At 70.9% G+C, this 19028-nt stretch carries 15 protein-coding genes and 1 riboswitch; of the genes, 6 read left to right on the plus strand and 9 right to left on the minus strand.

Annotated elements, in window-relative coordinates; translation table 11 throughout:
- Positions 1–6: 6 nt before the first annotated feature.
- The 5 genes from O7597_RS30320 to O7597_RS30340 form a co-directional block, all read right to left on the minus strand.
- A complete protein-coding gene (locus O7597_RS30320) occupies positions 7–969 on the minus strand; it encodes a hypothetical protein (protein WP_281581491.1) in 963 nt (320 codons plus the stop codon).
- A 185-nt stretch (positions 970–1154) separates the two neighbouring features.
- Positions 1155–2021: a hypothetical protein gene (locus tag O7597_RS30325; RefSeq protein ID WP_269742110.1), complete on the minus strand. Its 867-nt coding sequence runs from the start codon at positions 2019–2021 to the stop codon at positions 1155–1157.
- A 282-nt stretch (positions 2022–2303) separates the two neighbouring features.
- Entirely contained in the window at positions 2304–2900 is a 597-nt protein-coding gene (locus O7597_RS30330; RefSeq protein WP_269742111.1) for an LUD domain-containing protein, read from the minus strand.
- Positions 2897–4306, minus strand: coding sequence for a LutB/LldF family L-lactate oxidation iron-sulfur protein (locus O7597_RS30335; protein WP_281583344.1), 1410 nt, complete (start codon positions 4304–4306; stop codon positions 2897–2899). The genes O7597_RS30330 and O7597_RS30335 overlap by 4 nt, the downstream gene beginning before the upstream one ends.
- Before the next feature lie 17 nt (positions 4307–4323).
- Positions 4324–5097, minus strand: coding sequence for a (Fe-S)-binding protein (locus tag O7597_RS30340; RefSeq protein ID WP_281581492.1), 774 nt, complete (start codon positions 5095–5097; stop codon positions 4324–4326).
- 487 nt (positions 5098–5584) lie between these two features.
- Between O7597_RS30340 and O7597_RS30345 the strand changes: the two genes are divergently transcribed.
- From O7597_RS30345 to O7597_RS30360, 4 genes are all read left to right on the plus strand, one after another.
- A complete protein-coding gene (locus O7597_RS30345) occupies positions 5585–8275 on the plus strand; it encodes a BTAD domain-containing putative transcriptional regulator (protein ID WP_281581493.1) in 2691 nt (896 codons plus the stop codon).
- 114 nt (positions 8276–8389) lie between these two features.
- A complete protein-coding gene (locus tag O7597_RS30350; protein WP_281580117.1) occupies positions 8390–9667 on the plus strand; it encodes an IS701 family transposase in 1278 nt (425 codons plus the stop codon).
- A 58-nt stretch (positions 9668–9725) separates the two neighbouring features.
- Positions 9726–10130, plus strand: coding sequence for a tetratricopeptide repeat protein (locus O7597_RS30355; protein ID WP_281581494.1), 405 nt, complete (start codon positions 9726–9728; stop codon positions 10128–10130).
- Positions 10131–10503: 373 nt separating this feature from the next.
- Positions 10504–11922 carry a hypothetical protein gene (locus O7597_RS30360; protein WP_281581495.1) on the plus strand — a complete coding sequence of 473 codons (1419 nt, stop codon included), beginning with the start codon at positions 10504–10506 and terminating at the stop codon, positions 11920–11922.
- Between the two features lie 108 nt (positions 11923–12030).
- Here the strand turns inward: O7597_RS30360 and O7597_RS30365 are convergent, their stop codons facing one another.
- The 4 genes from O7597_RS30365 to O7597_RS30380 all read right to left on the minus strand — a co-directional run bounded on the left by O7597_RS30365 (position 12031) and on the right by O7597_RS30380 (position 16968).
- Complete coding sequence (locus O7597_RS30365) at positions 12031–12429, minus strand: hypothetical protein (RefSeq protein ID WP_281581496.1); 399 nt, start codon at positions 12427–12429, stop codon at positions 12031–12033.
- Positions 12342–14267, minus strand: coding sequence for a 5-methyltetrahydropteroyltriglutamate--homocysteine S-methyltransferase (gene metE / locus O7597_RS30370; RefSeq protein WP_281581497.1), 1926 nt, complete (start codon positions 14265–14267; stop codon positions 12342–12344). The genes O7597_RS30365 and metE overlap by 88 nt, the downstream gene beginning before the upstream one ends.
- 110 nt (positions 14268–14377) lie before the next feature.
- Positions 14378–14589: riboswitch (cobalamin riboswitch) on the minus strand.
- Positions 14590–14657: 68 nt separating this feature from the next.
- A complete protein-coding gene (locus O7597_RS30375; protein ID WP_269742116.1) occupies positions 14658–15392 on the minus strand; it encodes an alpha/beta hydrolase in 735 nt (244 codons plus the stop codon).
- Positions 15393–15609: 217 nt separating this feature from the next.
- Entirely contained in the window at positions 15610–16968 is a 1359-nt protein-coding gene (locus O7597_RS30380; RefSeq protein ID WP_281581498.1) for a ferredoxin reductase family protein, read from the minus strand.
- 401 nt (positions 16969–17369) lie between these two features.
- Between O7597_RS30380 and O7597_RS30385 the strand changes: the two genes are divergently transcribed.
- A complete protein-coding gene (locus O7597_RS30385) occupies positions 17370–18302 on the plus strand; it encodes an ABC transporter ATP-binding protein (RefSeq protein WP_281581499.1) in 933 nt (310 codons plus the stop codon).
- The gene (locus O7597_RS30390; RefSeq protein ID WP_269742119.1) at positions 18299–19021 is read left to right on the plus strand and encodes an ABC transporter ATP-binding protein; all 723 of its coding nucleotides are present in this window, start codon (positions 18299–18301) and stop codon (positions 19019–19021) included. Before O7597_RS30385 ends, O7597_RS30390 begins: the two co-directional genes overlap by 4 nt.
- Positions 19022–19028: the final 7 nt, after the last annotated feature.

Consider the following 19028-nt stretch of genomic DNA (forward strand, 5'->3'; position numbering starts at 1 on the left):
GGCGGCTCAGTAGATGTCGTGGTCGGTGCTGTAGCCGGTGACCGTCCACAACGTGTCGTCGGTCGAGTGGCGGTCGAGCGAGCGCAGCCCGTTGCCCGCCGCCGCAGCGCCACCGACGGACCGGCCCGCCGCGACGGCGGCCCGCTGGACCGCCGCCACGGTCACCCGGGTTCCGTCGTCGTTGGGCATCATCGCGTCGATGAAGATGTCGAAGACGGGCGCCGGGAACGGGTCGGAGGGATCGGGCAGCACGGTGATCTCGCCGCCGACGCCGGACATCGACGGGAATTCGTCCTCCCACTCACGCTGCACGGTCACCATCCTCGGCGACGACGTACCCACCGGGCTGGTCGCGGCGAACCGCTTGTAGCGCAGTCCGACGCCGTCCCACGAGGCACGGTTGCCGTCCACACAGACCGCGTAGGCGACCGGGCCGGCGCCGACCGGTTGGAAGGCGGTGCGGACGGTCACGCCCCCGCCGTCGGCGTCGGGGACCAGCCCGGCCAGCGGCACCCCGGCGGGCAGGTCGAACCCGGTGCCGCTGAGCACCAGGTCCGCAGGGCAGGCCGCGGTTCGCGAACCTGGTGGGGAGATCTCGACGACCCGTGGCGTGCCGTCGTCCGGCGCGCAGATGGCGGCGGCGATCACCGACCAGGGTTCCGTGTGGTCCGGGTACGCCTCGCCGCGTACCACCACCGAGGTCGCGCCCGGCACGATCGCGGCCAGGCGGACTCCCCCGTTGCCGTTTCTGATCCGGCCGCCGGCGCCGATCAGCACCTCGCCGGGCCCGCACGTCGCGGTCACGCTCTTGGACGACGTGGTGTCGTAGCCGCTCTCCGCCCGGTGCCGGTACGCGGCGTGGGCCGTCCCGGGTAGGACGAGGGTCGCCGCGACCGCGACCGCCGCGGCGGTTGCCGCGGCAGCGCGCCTCGCCCGGGTGTGGGTGCCGAGTGTCGTTCCCCTGCTCATGACGACAGTCCTTTCCTGCTGACGCTGCCGCGAACGGTTCGCGTGGCGCTTGCCGGAATCATCGGCGGGGCCCGTCACGGTGACGTCATGGTGGCGCACGGCGGACTCCCGGAAGCGCCCACGCCTGGTCACGTCGACCGACGTGACCAGGCGTGGCGCCCGCTGGCGGCGCGGGCCGTGAACGGTTACGGGCCCCAGCAGATGGCGTGGCTCTCCAGGTCCCACGGCGGCAGGTAGACACCGTCCTCGGCGGCGATCGCCTGGGCGTTGTTCTGGGCGACGGTCGCCGTCACCCGGGTGAGCAGGACGTTGCCGGTGGCGGTGGCGTCGACCGTGGCGCCGACGCCGGTGGCGAGCGCGCCGGCCGGACAACCCGCGGACACCTGCCCCTTGGGGCTGGCGCTGTTGGCCGCCCCGGTCAGGCTGACGAGTGTGCCGGTGAGGTTGGCGGGCAGGGTGGCGCAGATGGCGTACCCGACGAGTTCCCACGGCCCGGCGAAGCCGCCGGCCGCACCCGCGGTGACCGCCCCGGCGGTGAGCGCGGCGTTCGGCTCGATCCGCTGGTAGAAGGCCTCCCCGTTGGCGGTGCGCAGCTCCGCGCCCAGCCCGAGCAGATCGGTGCCGGCCGGGCAGGCGGCCACCTGGTTCTTGATCGGGTCGGCGTTGCTGCCGCTGGCCGAGGTGACCCGCTGGTAGTTGGCCGGGACTGCGCCGGGCACGCAGATCGCCTGCGCCACGAGGGTGTACGCCCCGGCCACGCCGCCCGGGTTCGTGTGCGCCCAGACGGTCACCGACTGGGTGGCCAGGTTCGGAATGATGTCGGTCAACGTGACATCGCCGCCACCACCGTCGACGGAGCCACCGCCACCGGCGAGGAACTCACCGGCCGGACAGGTCGCCACCGCGGACTGGTTGGGGAAGGCGCCCGCCACGCTGACGTTCACCACCGTCGCCTGCGCCGGCCCCGCACCGGTGGCCACGGCAACGGCGGTGCTGGCCAGCAGCAGGGCCGTCGCGCCCGAGAGCCGGGCGAGCCTGGATCGAGTTCGCATCGTGCACTCCACTTCGTACCTGCCGCGAGACGTTTACGCCCCGGCGGGACGGTGCGGCAGGTATCTCACGATCCGGGGTGGCCTCACGGCCGCCTCAGCGCCGCGTCACGGCGGACCGACCGGCACACCGGCGACGGGGGCCCGCTCCGCGTCGCGCTCGATCGTGGCCGACCGGCGCAGAAGGGGGAACAGCCGGAGGAACCACGGCGGGCGAGCGGCACGGGCCTCGCCGGCACCGGCGGCTTCGGAATCTGAGCTCCTGCCGTCGACCTTCCGATCACCTCAGGGCAGCAGGATGAGGTGCAGGGTACGGGGGCCGTGGACGCCTTCGACCCGGTTGAGTTCGATGTCGCTGGTGGCTGACGGACCGCTGATCCAGGTCAGGGGTCGGTGTGGGGTGAGGCGGGTCAGTGCCTGGGGCACGCCCGCGACGACCTGGGTGGCGCGGATGACGCAGATGTGCAGGTCGGGTAGGAGGCTGAGAACGCGGCGGCCCTGGTCGGGTGAGCCGTCGAGGATGACGGTGCCGGTGTCGGCGATGGCGACGGCGGCGGCGGTGACCACGGCGTCGGCGGCGGCGATCTGCTGGTTGTCGAGGTCGTCGTCGGGTCGGGCGGTCACGGTCGCCGGCAGCCAGGCTCGCGGCAGTGCCGGTGGCACGACGACGGTCGCGCCGGTCGGCAGGATGGCGGCGATGGTGTCGGCGACGTCCGTCTCGGCGACCCGGTGCACGTGGGCGCGGTAGTCGGTGAGCCGGTCGACCAGCCGGTCGAGGTCGACCGGGCCGTCGCGTCGGTAGTCGCGTGGCACCTCCACCGGCGCCGGCGCGGGGTCGAGGGCGGCGCGGAGCCGGGCGAGGATGACCTCCCGGGCGGTCACCGGCTCGCCCACCACTGCCGGAAGGTCTGCGCCGGGGGCTCGGGCAGGTCACGGCCGGCGGTCCAGCCGGACAGCGGCGGTGGCAGGCCCCGACCGCGCCGGCCGGTCAGCCGGCTCAGCCGGGTCGCGCGCTGCGCCGCCGCGTACAGTGCCGGGTGGTCCATGGCGTACGCGGCCGCCGCCATCGCGGCCAACTCGCCGCGCGGATGCGGCGCCTGGTCGCGCAGGTGCACCAGCAGCTCCGGAATGTCGATCTTAACGGGGCAGGCGTCGTAGCAGGCCCCGCAGAGCGACGACGCGTACGGCAGCGACGCATTGTCGGCCACCCCGGTCAACTGCGGCGACAGCACCGCACCGATCGGACCCGGATACACCGACCCGTACGCGTGCCCACCGGTGCGCTCATAGACCGGGCACACGTTCAAACAGGCCGAGCAGCGGATGCAGTGCAACGCCTGCCGACCCACCTCGTCGGCGAGCACCGCGCTGCGACCGTTGTCCAGCAGCACCAGATGAAACTCCTGCGGCCCGTCACCCGGGCTCACCCCGGTCCACATCGACGTGTACGGGTTCATCCGCTCCCCGGTCGAGGCCCGGGGCAGCAGTTGCAGGAACACCTCCAGGTCCCGCCAGGTCGGCACCACCTTCTCCACACCCATCACGGTGATCAACGTGCGCGGCAGGGTCAGACACATCCGACCGTTGCCCTCGGACTCCACCACCGCCAACGTGCCGGTCTCCGCCACCGCGAAGTTCGCCCCGGACACCGCCACCGACGTGGACAGGAACGTCTGCCGCAGAAACCGACGCGCCGCCGCCGCCAGCACCGCAGGCTCGTCGGTCAACCCCGGATCCACCCCCGGCATCGCCCGCAGGAAGATCTCCCGGATCTCCGCCCGGTTACGGTGGATCGCCGGCACCAGGATGTGACTCGGCCGATCCTCACCGAGCTGCACGATCAGCTCCGCCAGGTCGGTCTCCACCGGCGCGATCCCGGCCGCCTCGAGGGCCTCGTTGAGACCGATCTCCTGCGTCACCATCGACTTGACCTTGATCACCCGGTCACTGCCGGTGCCCCGCGCCAGGTCCACGACGATCGCGTTCGCCTCGTTGGCGTCGGCCGCCCAGTGCACCACTCCCCCGGCCGCCGTCACTCGATCCTCAAGCTGCTCCAGCAGCTCCGGCAACCGGGCCATGACGTCGGCCTTGATCGCCGACCCGGCCGCGCGCAACTGTTCCCAGTCCGGCACCTCACCGATCACACCGGCCGACTTCGCCCGGATCGTCGCCGTGGCGTGCCCGAGGTTGCGGCGCAACTGCGGGTCGCCCAGCGCCCGCCGGGCGGCGACCGGAAAAGTCTCCGCGCCGCGCAGGTGCCCGACACCGGCCGGCGCGGTCGCCGGCATACCGAGGAAGGTACGGGTCACGACCGCACCGCCGGTTCGCTTCGCTCGCTCATCGTGCCGCCCTGCTCCGTCGAGGCCAGGATCTCCGCCAGGTGCACCGTCCGCACCCCGGCCCCCGCCCGGGACAGCCCGCCACCGATGTGCATCAGACACGACGAGTCTCCGGCCGTGCAGACCTCGGCGCCGGTGGCCAGCACGTGGCGCATCTTGTCCGCCAGCATCGCCGTCGAGGTGTCCGCGTTCTTCACCGCGAAGGTGCCACCGAACCCGCAGCACTGCTCCGCCGCCGGCAGCTCCACCAGGTCGAGCCCTCGCACCTCACGAAGCAGCCGTACCGGCCGGTCGGCCACCCGCAGCATCCGCAACGAATGACACGTCGGGTGGTACGTCACCCGGTGCGGGTAGAACGCGCCCACGTCGGTCAGCCCCAACACGTCCACCAGCAACTCCGACAACTCGAACGTGCGCGCCGCCACCGACTCCGCCCGCGACGCCAACCGTTCGTCACCGGCCCGCCGCGCCACCATGGCGTGCTGGTGCCGCACCGACCCCACACACGACCCCGACGGGGCCACGATCACGTCGTACGGATCGAAGGTCCGCACATGCCGCCGCACCAACGGCACCGCCTGCGCCTGGTAGCCGGTGTTGACGTGCATCTGCCCACAACACGTCTGCCCGTCGGGGAACACCACCTCATGCCCCAACCGCTCCAACAACCGCACCGTCGCCTTCGCCGCCGCCGGAAACAGGGTGTCCGCCAGACACGTCACGAACAACGCGATCCGCACGTCACACCTCCCACTCGCCGGCCCGCGCCGCCACCGGGCCCGTAACGCATGATCCGCCGAGTCTGCCGCACGAGCCGCCGCACCGCAGCAAGGTCGCCATCGACCGTCGGCGGTTCCGGGCAGGGTGCGGGTGCCGGCAGGTCACCGGCGGCTCAGGCGGAGGGCAGCAGCGCGTGGGCGGCGCTGCTAGGCTCCGCTCATGCCGGACATCGATCGTCCTGACATGCCCCGGTGGCACCGGCGGTGGGCCACGGTGGCGCACACGGCCGGCTTCATCACGGCCGGCGGGCGATAGCCGCGTTCCGTGGCGCGGGTGACCCACCCGTCACTATGGGCACCACTCGAGATGACCTCGCCTGGCTGCGAACGCGACCGCGCTCCGCAGTACGCCACGGGCAGCGATCCGATTCTGGGACAGACGTGATCTGCGTGGCTGGGCTGCCGACCTTCGGCTGGGCGCCCGGACAGACCAGCGAGTGGGGTGTCGGTGGAGTTTCGGCTCTTGGGTCCGATCGAAGTGTGGGCGGCGGATCAGCGACTGGACCCGGGGCAGCCGCGCCAACGCGCGGTTCTGGCCGCGCTGCTCGTCGACGCGGGACGGGTCGTTCCGGTGGAGACCCTCATCGACCGCGTGTGGGGAGAGGAACAGCCGGAGCAGGCACGTCGAGTCCTGCACTCACACATCTCCCGGGTCAGGCAACTGCTGTCCCGGGCGGACCCGACGCCGTCGACGTCCGTGCGGTTGGCCCGCGAGCCGGGTGGCTACCTGCTGAGCGCGGAAGAGAGAAGGATAGACGGGCACCGGTTTCGGTTGCTGCTTCAGTCGGCGCGTGACCGCCGAGGGTTGGACGACTTCGATCGCACTCGGCTGATCCGAGAGGCGTTGACGTTGTGGCGCGGGCAGCCGCTGGCCGGCGTACCGGGCGAATGGGCCGCCCAGGTACGCGCGGGGTGGAACGCGGAGCGTGTCGACGCCGTGGTCGAGTGGGCACGTATCGAACTGCGGCAGGGTAACCCGGACGAGGTCCTCGCCCAGTTGACCGGTCTGAGCGCCGAACATCCGCTGGTCGAACCGCCGGTCGACGTGTTCATGCGTGCCCTGCATGCCACCGGTCGAAGCGCTGACGCGCTGGATCGGTACGCGGGATTCCGCCGTCAGCTGGCCGATGGGCTGGGCGTCGACCCGAGCCCGGTGCTACAACAGCTCCACCTGTCGATCCTCAGGGGTGAGCCGTCCCTGGCCGACACGGATGCCGTCTCCCCGGTGCCCACTCCCTCCGCGACCGCAAGCCGCGCACCTGCTGCCGGCCTCAGCACCATCGCCGGCTCCTTGGCTCACCGGCCACGTACGCTGCCGCGGCAGGCGCCTGACTTCACCGGCCGTTCGGAGATCATTGCTCGAATCGCCGTAGCGGTGCGCGCCGAGGACCAGCAGTCGACGATGGTGCAGATCATCGACGGGATGCCCGGCAGCGGCAAGACGACGTTGGCCGTGCAACTGGCGGTGCTGCTCCAGGACGACTATCCGGATGGCCAGCTGTTCATCGACCTGCACGGTCACAGCGCGCGCGACCCGATGGATCCTCGAACGGCCCTGTCGGCATTGTTGCAGCAGATGGAGGTCCCGCCGGACCGCTTGCCGGTGGACTTCGAGGGACGGGTCGCGTACTGGCGCACCCTGCTCTCCGGCCGTCGTCTGGTGCTGGTGTTGGACAACGCCGGCAACTCAGCCCAGATCGCACCCCTGCTGCCGACAGCGCCCGGCTGTCTGACGTTGGTCACCAGCCGGCGGCGACTGGGGCTCGACAGCGTACGGCTGGAGCCGTTGCCGGTGATGACACCGGCGGAAGCGACCGAACTGCTCGCCCGTATCGCGGGCTCCGACCGGGTGGCCGCGGAGCCGGCGGCGGCATCCGAGGTCGTGAGCCGGTGTGGCTATCTCCCATTGGCCATCCGCCTGGCCGGGACGCGGCTTGCGCACCGCCCGAACTGGCGGGTCAGCGACCTGGCCGCACGGCTGAGAGGCGATCGCCCGACTCTTCCTGAGCTGACGGCGGAGACCCGCACCGTAGCGGCGGCCTTTGCGCTGTCGTGCGCGCAGCTGTCGCCCCCGGCGCACCGGGTGTTCCGCCTGCTGGGCCTGCACACCGGCGCCGATTTCGACGCCTGTGCCGTTGCGGCGCTGGTCGGGCTGCCGCTGCCGCGGACGCAGCAGCTGCTGGATGAACTCGTTGACAGCTACCTGGTCGAAGAGCCGACCGTCGGGCGGTACCGGCTGCACGACCTCGTCCGCGAGTACGCCTTCGAGTTGTGCACCGCCACGGACAGCGATGACGACCGACGCGCCGCCGTCGAGGGTCTGCTGGACTTCTATCTGCACGCGGCCGACGTTGCCCGCCGGTCCATCGAGTCGCCCAGAAGTCGCCGCTTCTTCGAGCCTGGCGCGCCCCGCCGCCCCGACCTCGTAGAGGAACTTGGTGCGTTGCCGTCCAGCTGGTGCGCAGTGGAGCGCCGGAACCTGGCCGCGGCCGTCGCGCTCGCGATGGACGTCCACTGCTATTCCTATGTGTGGCGCCTGGCGCGAGTGTGCTGGCGTCACCTGTACCAAGCCGGCAGCCTTGACGAGCTCATCGCCATGCAGGAGCAGGCGCTGGCTGCGGCGAAAGCGCTCGACGACGACGAGGCGCTCACCGCGAGCTGCAACTATCTGGCGTCCGCCTACTTCCGTCGGGGCGAGACGCAGCGGTGCCTGGAATTCATGGAGCCTGCGATGGCGGCGGGGCAGCGCCTCGGTAACAAGGCGTGGCTCGCGGTTCTGCACGGCAACGTGAGCATCATCTACCTGAACGCCGGACGACATCCGGAGGCTATCGCCCACGGCTTGCAGGCGCTTCGGGAGTTGCGTGACACGATCGAACCGGACCCGGACGTTCCCCGTCTGCTGAGTGGGCTCGGAGAGATCTACGCGATCACCGGGCGATACGAAGAAGGGCTTCTGCACCTACGGCGTTCGCTGTTCCTCGCCGCGGAGAACGGTGACCAGCAGGTCGTGGCCAACGTCCTCCGCAACATCGGTTCCATTCGCTCCCGTCAGGGCGCGCACGGGTACGCGAAGCGTCTCCTCACCGCATCCTTGCTGATCTATTACGGCAGCCGCCGTTTGAGATCTTGCTGTTGAGGTGGGGTGGACGCGAGGCGGCCACCGCGTGATCGTCTGTACGTTGTGGACATAACTTCAGATCTGGCGGTGGCCGCAGGCCACAGCGTAGACCCCGCCGCGTGGGAGCGGGTCATGGCCGGGGTGCTCGGCTGCTTCGCGGGCCGGTTCGGGCGGGTGGAGCCGCGGCGGGCGGCGGGAGAGTTCGTCTCTGGTCTGCTATCTGACCTTGAAGTCAAGACATGTTGGCAGTTGGCGGAGCAGGCCGGGCACGTCCGGCCGGACGCGATGCAGCGGTTGTTGTACCGGGCGGTGTGGGACGCCGACGCCGTTCGTGATGACCTGCGGGCTCTGGTCGCGGGCCGGTTCGGTGACCCGGACGCGGTCCTGGTTCCGGACGAGACGGGAGACCTGAAGAAGGGCAGCCACACCGTCGGGGTGCAGCGGCAGTACACGGGCACGGCCGGGCGGATCGAGAACAGCCAGGTCGGGGTGTTCCTCGCCTACGCAAGCCGGCACGGGCACACTCTGATCGATCGACGGGTGTATCTGCCGGTGTCGTGGACCGACGACCGTGACCGCTGCGCCGCCGCGGGGGTGCCCGACGAGGTCGGGTTCGCGACCCGGTGCGAGCTGGCCGCCGACATGATCACCGCAGCCCTTGATGCCGGTGTCCCGGCGGGGTGGGCCGCCGCGGACGAGGCATACGGCAACAGCAGCGTGTTTCGTGCCTTGCTGCGCGAACGCGGACTCGGCTATGTCCTCGCGGTGTCCCGCAGTCATCTGGTGCCGCTCGACGGCGGCAAGACCCGCGTCCGCGCCGACCGGGTGGCCGCCGACCTGCCCGCCACCGCATGGCAACGCCGCTCGGCCGGGGCCGGATCCAAGGGCCCACGCTTCTACGACTGGGCCTGGCTCGACGACGTGTGCACCGACGCCGACCCGGACGACGGCGGACGGCACAGCCTCCTGATTCGAAAGAACACGACCACCGGTGAGCTGGCCTTCTACCGCTGCTGGACCCCGAAGCCGGCCACTCTCGCTCAGCTCGTGCGGGTCGCGGGCATCCGCTGGACCGTCGAGGAGAGCTTCCAGGCCGCCAAGGGCCAGGTCGGCCTGGACCAGCACCAGGTCCGCCGCTGGGACTCCTGGCACCGGTTCACCACCCTCGCCCTGGCCGCACTCGCCGTCCTGGCGATCTGCGCCGCCGACGCCGCGACCGACGCTTCCACCGACCACGGCTTGATCAAGCTGACCGTCAACGAGATCCGCCGACTGATCAACGCCTGCATCATCCGCCCGATCACCGACCTCGCCCACCGTTTGCACTGGTCAGGATGGAGACGCCGGCATCAAGCCCGAGCCCGCCGAGCCCACTACACACGCCGACTCAACCTCGAACTCCAGCCATGATCCCAAACGGCGGCTGCCGTACTATCGTCGTTTCGGGACCGAGTGGGGCGAGGGCGAGGTGCTCAACGAGCTCGCCTCCATCGAACTCGCCCTGGGCAGGCCAGATCTGGCCGCGCAGGTGTACCACGAGGTGATCCACGCGCTGCGGGACAAGAGAAACCCGGGCATCGAATCCGCAGCCCACAACGGGCTCGGACGGGCCGCTCTCGCCGCCGGCGACGTTCACGCCGCGCGTGAGCACTTCGAGGCTGCCCTGGAACTGGTGCGCGAAATCGGTCACCGTCGCGAGTTCGCAATTTCTCTCGACGGCATCGCGTGCTGCCTGGTGGCCGCTGAGCCTGACCGCGCTCGGACACTGTGGCGGCGAGCCCTGAAGCTCCTGATCGAGCTCGACATGCCGGAACGCTTCGAGGTGGAGAAGCGGTTGACCGAGGCGGAGCGTCGGCAGCCCGCCGTTCGGTGACGAGTACGGACTTCCGTTATCCGACCGGTGGGCGCGGCGGCGAGTAGGCCCATCTTCCGGTACGTCTGTGGCCCGTGCTGAACTGCGAGTTCGGGAAGTTGTGGCGGCCGCAAGGTCTTCGCAAGCCTCCACAACATTCTCTCAACGGATGCACCGCCGAGGCTCACTACATTGCTGGCTAGTGATCGGTGGAGAAGCGGTGCCGCGCACGAAGTAGCCGAATCAGTCGAACAGGTCATGGCAACCCGGTTCCGGCGACTGGAAACGCATCGGGGGCGGGCGCGGGCCGACAACCCACCATTCCCGGTGACCCACCGGGGCCGCCTGCCCAGCGGATGGGCAGGCGATCCAACCTCCCGAGTGAGGAGAATTGATGAGCGGAACACTGCTGCGGGTTGGACTCGCTGCGCTGTTCGCCGTCGCGGTGCCCGGCCTGCTCGCCGCACCGGCCAGCGGTTCGCCGGCTGCCGACGACCCGAGCCCGGCGTTGCCCCTGTCCACCGACGTCGCCGACCGATATCCGTCGAGCCCGTGTGACCCGAACGGCACCACCACGTCCGACAGCACCATCGCAAGCCAACTCAACGGTCAGCTGACCGGCACCATGGCTGGCGCGATGACCGCGTACCGCGTCTCCTGCGCTCGTATGGTCGTCGACACGGTCCGCGACCGCGACCTGGCCTCGCGCGCGGCGGTCATCGCCATCACCACCACGATCGTGGAAAGCACCATCCAGAACATCAATGTGGAACTCGACCACGACAGCCTCGGCCTGTTCCAGCAGCGTGCTTCCTGGGGCACTGCGGCTCAGCGTCTGAACCCCACCTGGGCCACCAATGCGTTCCTCGACAAGATGATCCGCGAGTATCCGAACAATTCGTGGATGACCGCGCAGATCGGGGACGTGTGCCAGGACGTACAGGGATCGAAGTTCCCGGAGCGTTACCAGCCCCAGGCCGCTGACGCACAACGCATTGTCGAGGCGCTCTGGTCCGTGTCTGAGCCCGGTGGTCCGGCTGTGGTGCGGGCGGAGGGTGAGTACCACCTGTTCGGGGTCAGTCCGAGTGGTCAGCTCAGCCAGAACACCTGGCGACCCGGCGGCTGGCTCGGCTGGGAATCCCTCGGCGGCACCGTCGCCGGCACCCCCGCCGTCACCTACCACGACGGCCAGTACGACGTGTTCGCCCGCAGCCCCCGAGGCGTCGTCTACCAGAAAACCTGGCAAGGCACCTGGAGCGACTGGAAAAGTCTCGGCGGCATCATCCAAGGCGGCCTCGCCGCCGTCTACGTCAACGGCGAACACCACGTCTTCGGCATCAGCCCCAGCGGCCAGTTGAGTCAGAACACCTGGCGAAACGGCAGCTGGCTCGGCTGGGAATCCCTCGGCGGCACCGTCGCCGGCACCCCCGCCGTCACCTACCACGACGGCCAGTACGACGTCTTCGCCCGCAGCCCCCGAGGCGTCGTCTACCAGAAAACCTGGCAAGGCACCTGGAGCGACTGGAAGAGCATCGGCGGCATCGTCGACGGCGGACTCGGCGCCGTCTACGCCAACGGCGAATACCACGTCTTCGGCATCAGCCCCAGCGGCCAACTCAGCCAGAACACCTGGCGACCCGGCGGCTGGCTCGGCTGGGAATCCCTCGGCGGCACCGTCGCCGGCACCCCCGCCGTCACCTACCACGACGGCCAGTACGACGTCTTCGCCCGCAGCCCCGGCGGCACCGTCTACCAGAAAACCTGGCAAGGCACCTGGAGCGACTGGAAACACATCGGCGGCACCCTCGGCTGACAACGCTCGTCGATGCTGAGGCCGGTTGGCCGGCACGGGTTACCCCGTGCCGGCCAACCGGTCCTTCATACAGTTCCGCTCAGGTCGGTACCACCCGGCCCGGTGCGGTCAGCTCCCGCGTACCTCGGCGGCGGCGGCCACCAGGTGCCGGAGAGACGCCTCGACCTCCGGATAGCCGCGCGTCTTGAGGCCGCAGTCCGGATTCACCCACAACCGGCGGGCCGGCACGGCCGCGACGGCCCGGCGCAGCGCCTCGACCACCTCGTCGCGCGACGGCACCCGGGGCGAGTGGATGTCCCAGACCCCGGGGCCCACACCCCGGCCGTAGCCGATCGCGGCCAGGTCGTCGAGGATCTCCATCTTGGACCGGGACGCCTCGATGCTGGTGACGTCGGCGTCGAGGGCGTCGATGGCACCGATCACCTCGCCGAACTCCGAGTAGCACAGGTGGGTGTGGATCTGGGTGTCGTCGGCGACGCCGCTGGTGGCCAGCCGGAACGCCGCCACCGCGAGTCCAGGTACGTCTTCTGGTCGGCCCTGCGCAGCGGCAGCGTCTCCCGTAGCGCCGGCTCGTCGACCTGGATGACCCGGATCCCGGCGGACTCCAGGTCGCGGCACTCGTCGCGAAGGGCGAGCGCGACCTGGTCGGCGGTGTCCGCGAGGGGCTGATCGGTACGGACGAACGACCAGGCCAGGATGGTGACCGGACCGGTGAGCATGCCCTTGACCGGTCTGCTGGTCAACGACTGCGCGTAGGTGGACCACGCGACGGTCATCGGTGCCTTGCGTGACACGTCGCCGTAGATGATCGGCGGGCGTACGCAGCGGGAGCCGTAGGACTGCACCCAGCCGTGCCGCGTGGCGGCGAAACCGTCGAGTTGCTCGCCGAAGTACTGCACCATGTCGTTGCGTTCCGGCTCCCCGTGCACGAGCACGTCCAGACCCAGCTGTTCCTGCAACCGGACGACCTGCTCCACCTCGGTGCGCATCCGGGACGCGTAGCCGGCGTCGTCGAGGCTGCCGGCCCGGTGCGCGGCGCGGGCCCTCCGCAGCTCGGCGGTCTGCGGGAACGACCCGATCGTGGTGGTCGGCAACTCCGGCAGACCCAGTCGTTCCTGCTGCCGGGCGGCCCGGGTGGGATAGTCGCCGCGCTGCCGGTCGGCCGGGCGCAGCGCGGCGAGGCGGCCGCGTACGTCGTCGTGACGCCAGTTTGCCGGGGTGGCCGGCAGGGGCGCGGGCAGCGCGGTGGTGCCGTCGCGCAGCGCGCGGCCGAGCACGACGATCTCGTCGACCTTCTGCCGGGCGAACGCCAGCCGCTCGGACAGCCGGGGGTCGAGATGCGTCTCGGCGGACAGGTCGACCGGAACGTGCAACAGCGAGCAGGACGACGAGACGGCGACGTGGTCGGCCAGCCCGGCGACCGTCGCGCCGGCCGCGACAGCGGCCCGCAGGTCGGTACGCCAGACGTTCCGACCGTCGACCAGGCCGGCGACGATGGTCTTGCCACCGAGTGGTCCGGCGGCGGCGAGACGGTGCAGGTTGCCCGCGCCGGCGACCAGGTCCAGACCGACGGCGTCGACCGGGGTGTCCAGCAGGGCCGGCAGCGCGTCGCCGAGGTCACCGAAGTAGGTCGCCACGAAGATCCGCGGTCGGTGCGTGAGGTCGCCGAGCCGGGTGTAGGCGCGGCGCAGGGCGTCGATCTCGGCTGGGCTACGGTCGGCGGCGTAGGCGGGCTCGTCCAGTTGCACCCAGCTGACGCCCGCGTGCGCCAGCTCGGCGAGAATCCGGGCGTACGTCTGGACCAGGTCGTCCAGCCGAGCGAACGGGTCGACGCCCTTGGCCAGCAGCAGGAACGTGGCCGGTCCGACGAACACCGGCCGGGTGGTGATGCCCAGGTCGCGGGCCTCGGCGTACTCGTCAAGCGCCTTAGCCGGGTTGGCGGTGAAGACGGTGTCCGGGGCGATCTCCGGCACCAGGTAGTGGTAGTTGGTGTCGAACCACTTCGTCAGCTCCAACGCCGGCTCGGCGTCGACACCACGTGCCATGGCGAAGTAGGTGTCCAGCGCGGACAGACCCAGCCGGGTGAACCGGTCCGGGACCGCGCCGACCGCGACCGCCGTGTCGAGCATCTGGTCGTAGTAGGAGAAGGTGTTCGACGGGATCGCGTCGAGACGGGCGTCGCGCAGCGTCCGCCACACCTGCGCCCGGAGGCCGGCGGCGGTGGCGGCCAGAGCCTCGGCGTCGATGGTGCCGGCCCAGTACGCCTCGACGGCCTTCTTCAGTTCACGGTTCGCGCCGATGCGTGGGTAGCCGAGCACGGTGCTCTGCCCGAATGCGGTACTCACCAAGGGTTCCTTCCCTCGAAGTGTCCGGCGGACACGGGAGGGAAGACGGGTACACCTCGGGTACCGGCTTCCGCCCTGGTCCTCCCACGGGACCGCCGGCGACGCACGCCGGCGGCGTGCGCAGCACTGGCAGGTCTTCGGACTCGCGGGCATGACACCAGGTCGCCTACTGGCCGTCGCTTCCCAGACCTCACGGTCCAGTGCTTTGTTGACGGCGGTCGTTCCCACTCACCGCTGCGGGGCAGTCCCGGATTCACACCGGGTTCCCTCTTACGACGCCCCACCCACCCGGGCGGGACGAACCAGCACCACCGGCCATCGTACGGGCCACACCGCCGGCTAAGCCCGAGGTGTCCGGCCTGCGGGACCGCGAGCAGGCCGGACACCGCACTAGCGCAGGTGCCGGGCGAAGAACCGGCCGGCGTCCTCCCCCGCGTACCAGGGCACACCGGTGTGTCCGCCCATGTTGGCGTGCAGCGTCTTCTCCGTGGAGCCGAAGGCGTCGAACAGCTCCAGCGCCGCCTGCCGGTCGTTGCCCTCGTCGTCCCACTGCAACAGCATGTGCAGCGGAATGGTGACCTGCCGGGCCTGTTCGACGATGAGGCGCGGGACGAAACTTCCGGCGAAGAGACCGGCGGCCACGATCCGGGGCTCCACCACCGCGAGTCGGACGCCGACCGAGATCACTCCCCCGGAGTACCCGACGGGGCCGCCGATCTCGGGCAGCGACAGGAGGGAGTCCAGGGCGGCCTGTGCTTCCGGGACCGCCCGGTCGACGAGCGGGAGGACGAGAGCGTCCACGATCTCGTCGCTCACCGCCTCGCCCGCCGCCAGCACCCGGTGCAGTTCGGCGCGAGCCTGCTCGGCGGCGGCCCAACGCGGCCGGTCACCGCTGCCGGGCAGCTCGACCGCGGCGGCGGCGAAGCCGTCCGCTGCGGCGCCCCGGGCCCGCGCCACCAGACGGGGGTACATCCGGCCCAGCCCCAGTGGCGGGTGACCGAGCAGGATCAGCGGAACCGGTGCGGTCGCGAACGCGGGTGTCCACAGGAAACCGGGGATGTCGCCGAGCGTGAACCCGCGTTCGAAGACGCCGTCGTCGAGGTGTCGTTCGGAGGTGAATCGCATGGTCGTGCCTTTCGGGAGTGCGTGTGAACGGCGCTCCCGGGCGACCTACCGCCCGACCGTGACCCCGGAGGGGAGCACCCATGTCGAAACGTTCACGGGTACCACCTCCTCGGTCTCTCGCACGGCCTTCGGGCAAACTAGCAGCGGGCCGTCCCGGTCCGCCACGGGGTTTCCCGCGCCGCTTCCGCTCGCCTCGCGCACTGTCGGCCGGTGAGGTTCACACCCCCAACCGGAACGCCTCGACATGCTGTTGGCGGGACGGAACCCGCAGGGCGCGCAGGCTGCGTCGCACGGTGCCGGCCATCGCCGCGGGACCGCACAGGTAGACGTCGCGCTCGGCGATGTCGGGGACCAGGCCGCGCAGACTCTCCGGACTGAACGGCTGGCTGCCGTCGGCGGTGCGACCGGTCAGCAGGTGCAGGCGGGCGCCCCTGGCCTGTGCCAGATCGCGCAGCTCATCGATCAGTACCGCGTCGGCGGGCGTGCGGGCCCGGTAGAGCACCACGACGTCTCCGGTCAACTCCGGGTCCTCCAGCAGCGCCCGGATCGGAGTGATGCCGATGCCACCGGCGATCAGCAGGCTGTTCTCCCGGGTGCGGGCGGCGGTGGTGAGGGCGCCGTACGGACCCTCGGCGTAGACCCGGGTGCCCACCGGCAACTGCCGCAGCCCGGCGCTGGTGGAGCCGATCGCCTTCGCCGTCAGCCGCAGCGTGCGACCGTCGGGCGCCGCCGACAGCGACCACGGGTTGACCTGCCACCAGGAGTTGTGCCCCGGGAAACGCCACCAGAAGAACTGGCCGGGACGGGCGCGCAGCCGGTCGAGGCGGTTGCCGGCAACGTGGACGGACACGACGTTGTCGGTCTCCGGCACCACCGCGACGACCCGCAGCCGGTGCCGGACGTTGCGCACCAGCGGCACGACCAGGCGGTTGGTCAGCAACGAGCCGACCGCGAAGGCCCACAACCCCCACCAGTAGGCCTTGGCGACGGCGCTGCCGGCGAACGAGGCGCCCTCGTAGATCTGGTGGATCACCGACAGCACGATCACCACGTACACCACCAGGTGGATGGCGTGCCAGAGCTCGTACGACATGCGGCGGCGGGCGATCCGTACCGAGGTGGACGCCAGCACGCCGATCAGGACTGCGGCGATCATGCCCAGTAGCACCGGCATCTGCCGGGCCAGGTTCGGGATCTCGGCGAAGAAGGAGATCCGGTCGATCTGTGCGTAGCCGAGCAGCACGAACGTCGGGTGCAGCACGACCAGCCAGAAGACCGCGAACCCGGTCCAGCGGTGCCAGTTGGTGAGCTTGTCCATGCCGATCCGCCGTTCCAGGAACGGCATCCGGCCGATCAGCAGCAGTTGCAGTGCCATCACGAAAGCCAGATGCAGGCCGAGGAAACGGCCGATCGCGGTCAGGGTGTTGGGCGTCGGCCGGCTCGGATGAGCGAACATGACCTGGAGGATCACCAGGTTGACCAGGACAAACGTCCAGAGCAGCAGGTACGCGGCCCGAGCCTGGCCGGTGCGGCGCACCGGACCTGCCGCGGCGGCGGTGAAGGTGGTCGTGGACATCGTGAGCCTTCCTGAAGCGGTCCCGGTCGGGGTGGCGTGGGATTCCGTTCCGTCCGCCTCAGCGTGCCAGCGTCGGCGTGCGCCCGGAAGCTCGCCGAGCACGATCGCAACCTGCCCGGTGCCGAGCCCGCGAGCGGCGAGGTCGCGGTGCCACCACACGCTGCGCCGCCGCCCGCGCCGCGACGTGTGGCTGCCAGGGGCGCAGGAAAGCCAGCCGGGGGCATGGTCAACGGAGCCGCCGGTTGCGAAACTGCTTCAATCTGCGTCGGTGGGGGCGATCGGACCCTCGACCCCTCCGGCAACCAGGCGGGCCGGCCCGACGACCCCAAGGGCCGGTTCGGTGCGCCGGACCGCCAGCCCAGGCTGGCTCGACGCCGGCCCGACCCGGACGGAGGGAAGGAATGGCCAGCACACCGCTGTCCCTGCCGCAGTCGTCCGCGCGCGCCCCCGAGTTCGGCCGGGACGCGCTCATCGTCTGCGAGAACCTGGTGCGGATCTACCAGACCGGTTCGATCGAGGTGCAGGCACTGCAGGGACTGGACCTGACCGTGGCCGGCGGTGAGCTGGTCGCCGTCGTCGGTGCCTCCGGGTCGGGCAAGTCGACGTTGCTCTCCATCCTGGCCGGCATCGACGCCCCCACCGCCGGGCGGGTCCGGGTCGACCGGTGGAACCTGCTGACGATGTCCCGCGCGGATCGGGTGGCGTACCGGCGGCACACCGTCGGGTTCGTGCGGCAGCAGACGGCGAGCAACCTGATCCCGTACCTCACCGCGCGGGAGATGGTGGACCTGCCGATGACGGCGGCCCGTACCGCGAAGCGGGAGCGCCGGGAGCGCGCCGCCGAACTGCTGGACAGCCTCGGTGTCGCCGACTGCGCCGAGCGGCGCCCCGGGCAACTGTCCGGGGGGCAGCAGATGCGGGTCGCGATCGCGGTGGCGCTGGCCAACCAGCCGCGGATCCTGCTCGCCGACGAGCCGACCGGCGAGTTGGACGCCGCCACGTCCGCGGAGGTCTTCGGCGTACTCCGGGAGGTCAACCGGCGGTACGGCGTCACCGTCGTGGTGGTGACCCATGACCCGGCGGTCAGCGGCCAGGTCGAACGGACCGTCGCGATCCGGGACGGACGCACCAGCAGCGAGGTGCTGCGCCGCACCACCACCAACGAGCAGGGCGACACCCAGGTGATCGCCGAGGAGTACGCCGTGATGGACCGGGCCGGGCGGGTGCAGGTGCCCCGTGACTTCCGTCAGGCGCTGGCGCTGACCCGGCGGGTCCGGCTGGCCCTGGAACCCGACCACATCACGATCCGCCCCGATTCGGGAAGCGACGAATGAGCGGCGAGCCGCTGCTGCGCGTGCGCGACGTGCACCGGCGCTTCCGCACCGGGCCGACCGTCGTACACGCCCTGCGCGGCGTGTCGTTCGACGTGGCCGCCGGCTCCATGGTGGCGCTCGTCGGCCGCTCCGGCTCGGGCAAGACCACCCTGCTCAACACCGTCGGCGGCCTCGACCGCCCGGACGCCGGCACGGTGCACGTCGACGGCACCGACGTCACCGACCTCGACGAGGACGGCCTGTCCCGGTTACGACGGGAGAAGGTGTCCTACGTCTTCCAGAGCTTCGGGTTGATCCCGGTGCTGTCGGCCGCGGAGAACGTCGCCGCCCCGCTGCGGCTGGCCCGCGTCGCCCCGGCCGAGCGTGAGCGCCGGGTCGAGTTGCTGCTGGACCTGGTCGGCCTGGCCGACCACGCCCGGCAGCGGCCGGCCGAGCTGTCCGGCGGCCAGCAGCAGCGAGTGGCGATCGCCCGTGCGCTGGCCGCCTCGCCCCGGCTCCTGGTCGCCGACGAGCCCACCGGGCAACTGGACGCCGAGACCGGACTGTCGGTGATGGCCCTGCTGCGCGCAGTGGTCGAATCCGAAGGCGTCACCGCACTCGTGTCCACCCACGACCCGGTGATGATGGCACTGGCCGACCGGGTGATCCGCATCGACGACGGGCAGCTCACCGACGAGACAGCCGGACGACCGCCCGAGCCCGTGCCGGACGCCAGGTGACGCGTCG

Source organism: Verrucosispora sp. WMMC514, assembly GCF_027497295.1.
Classification (GTDB): Bacteria; Actinomycetota; Actinomycetes; order Mycobacteriales; family Micromonosporaceae; genus Micromonospora; species Micromonospora palythoicola.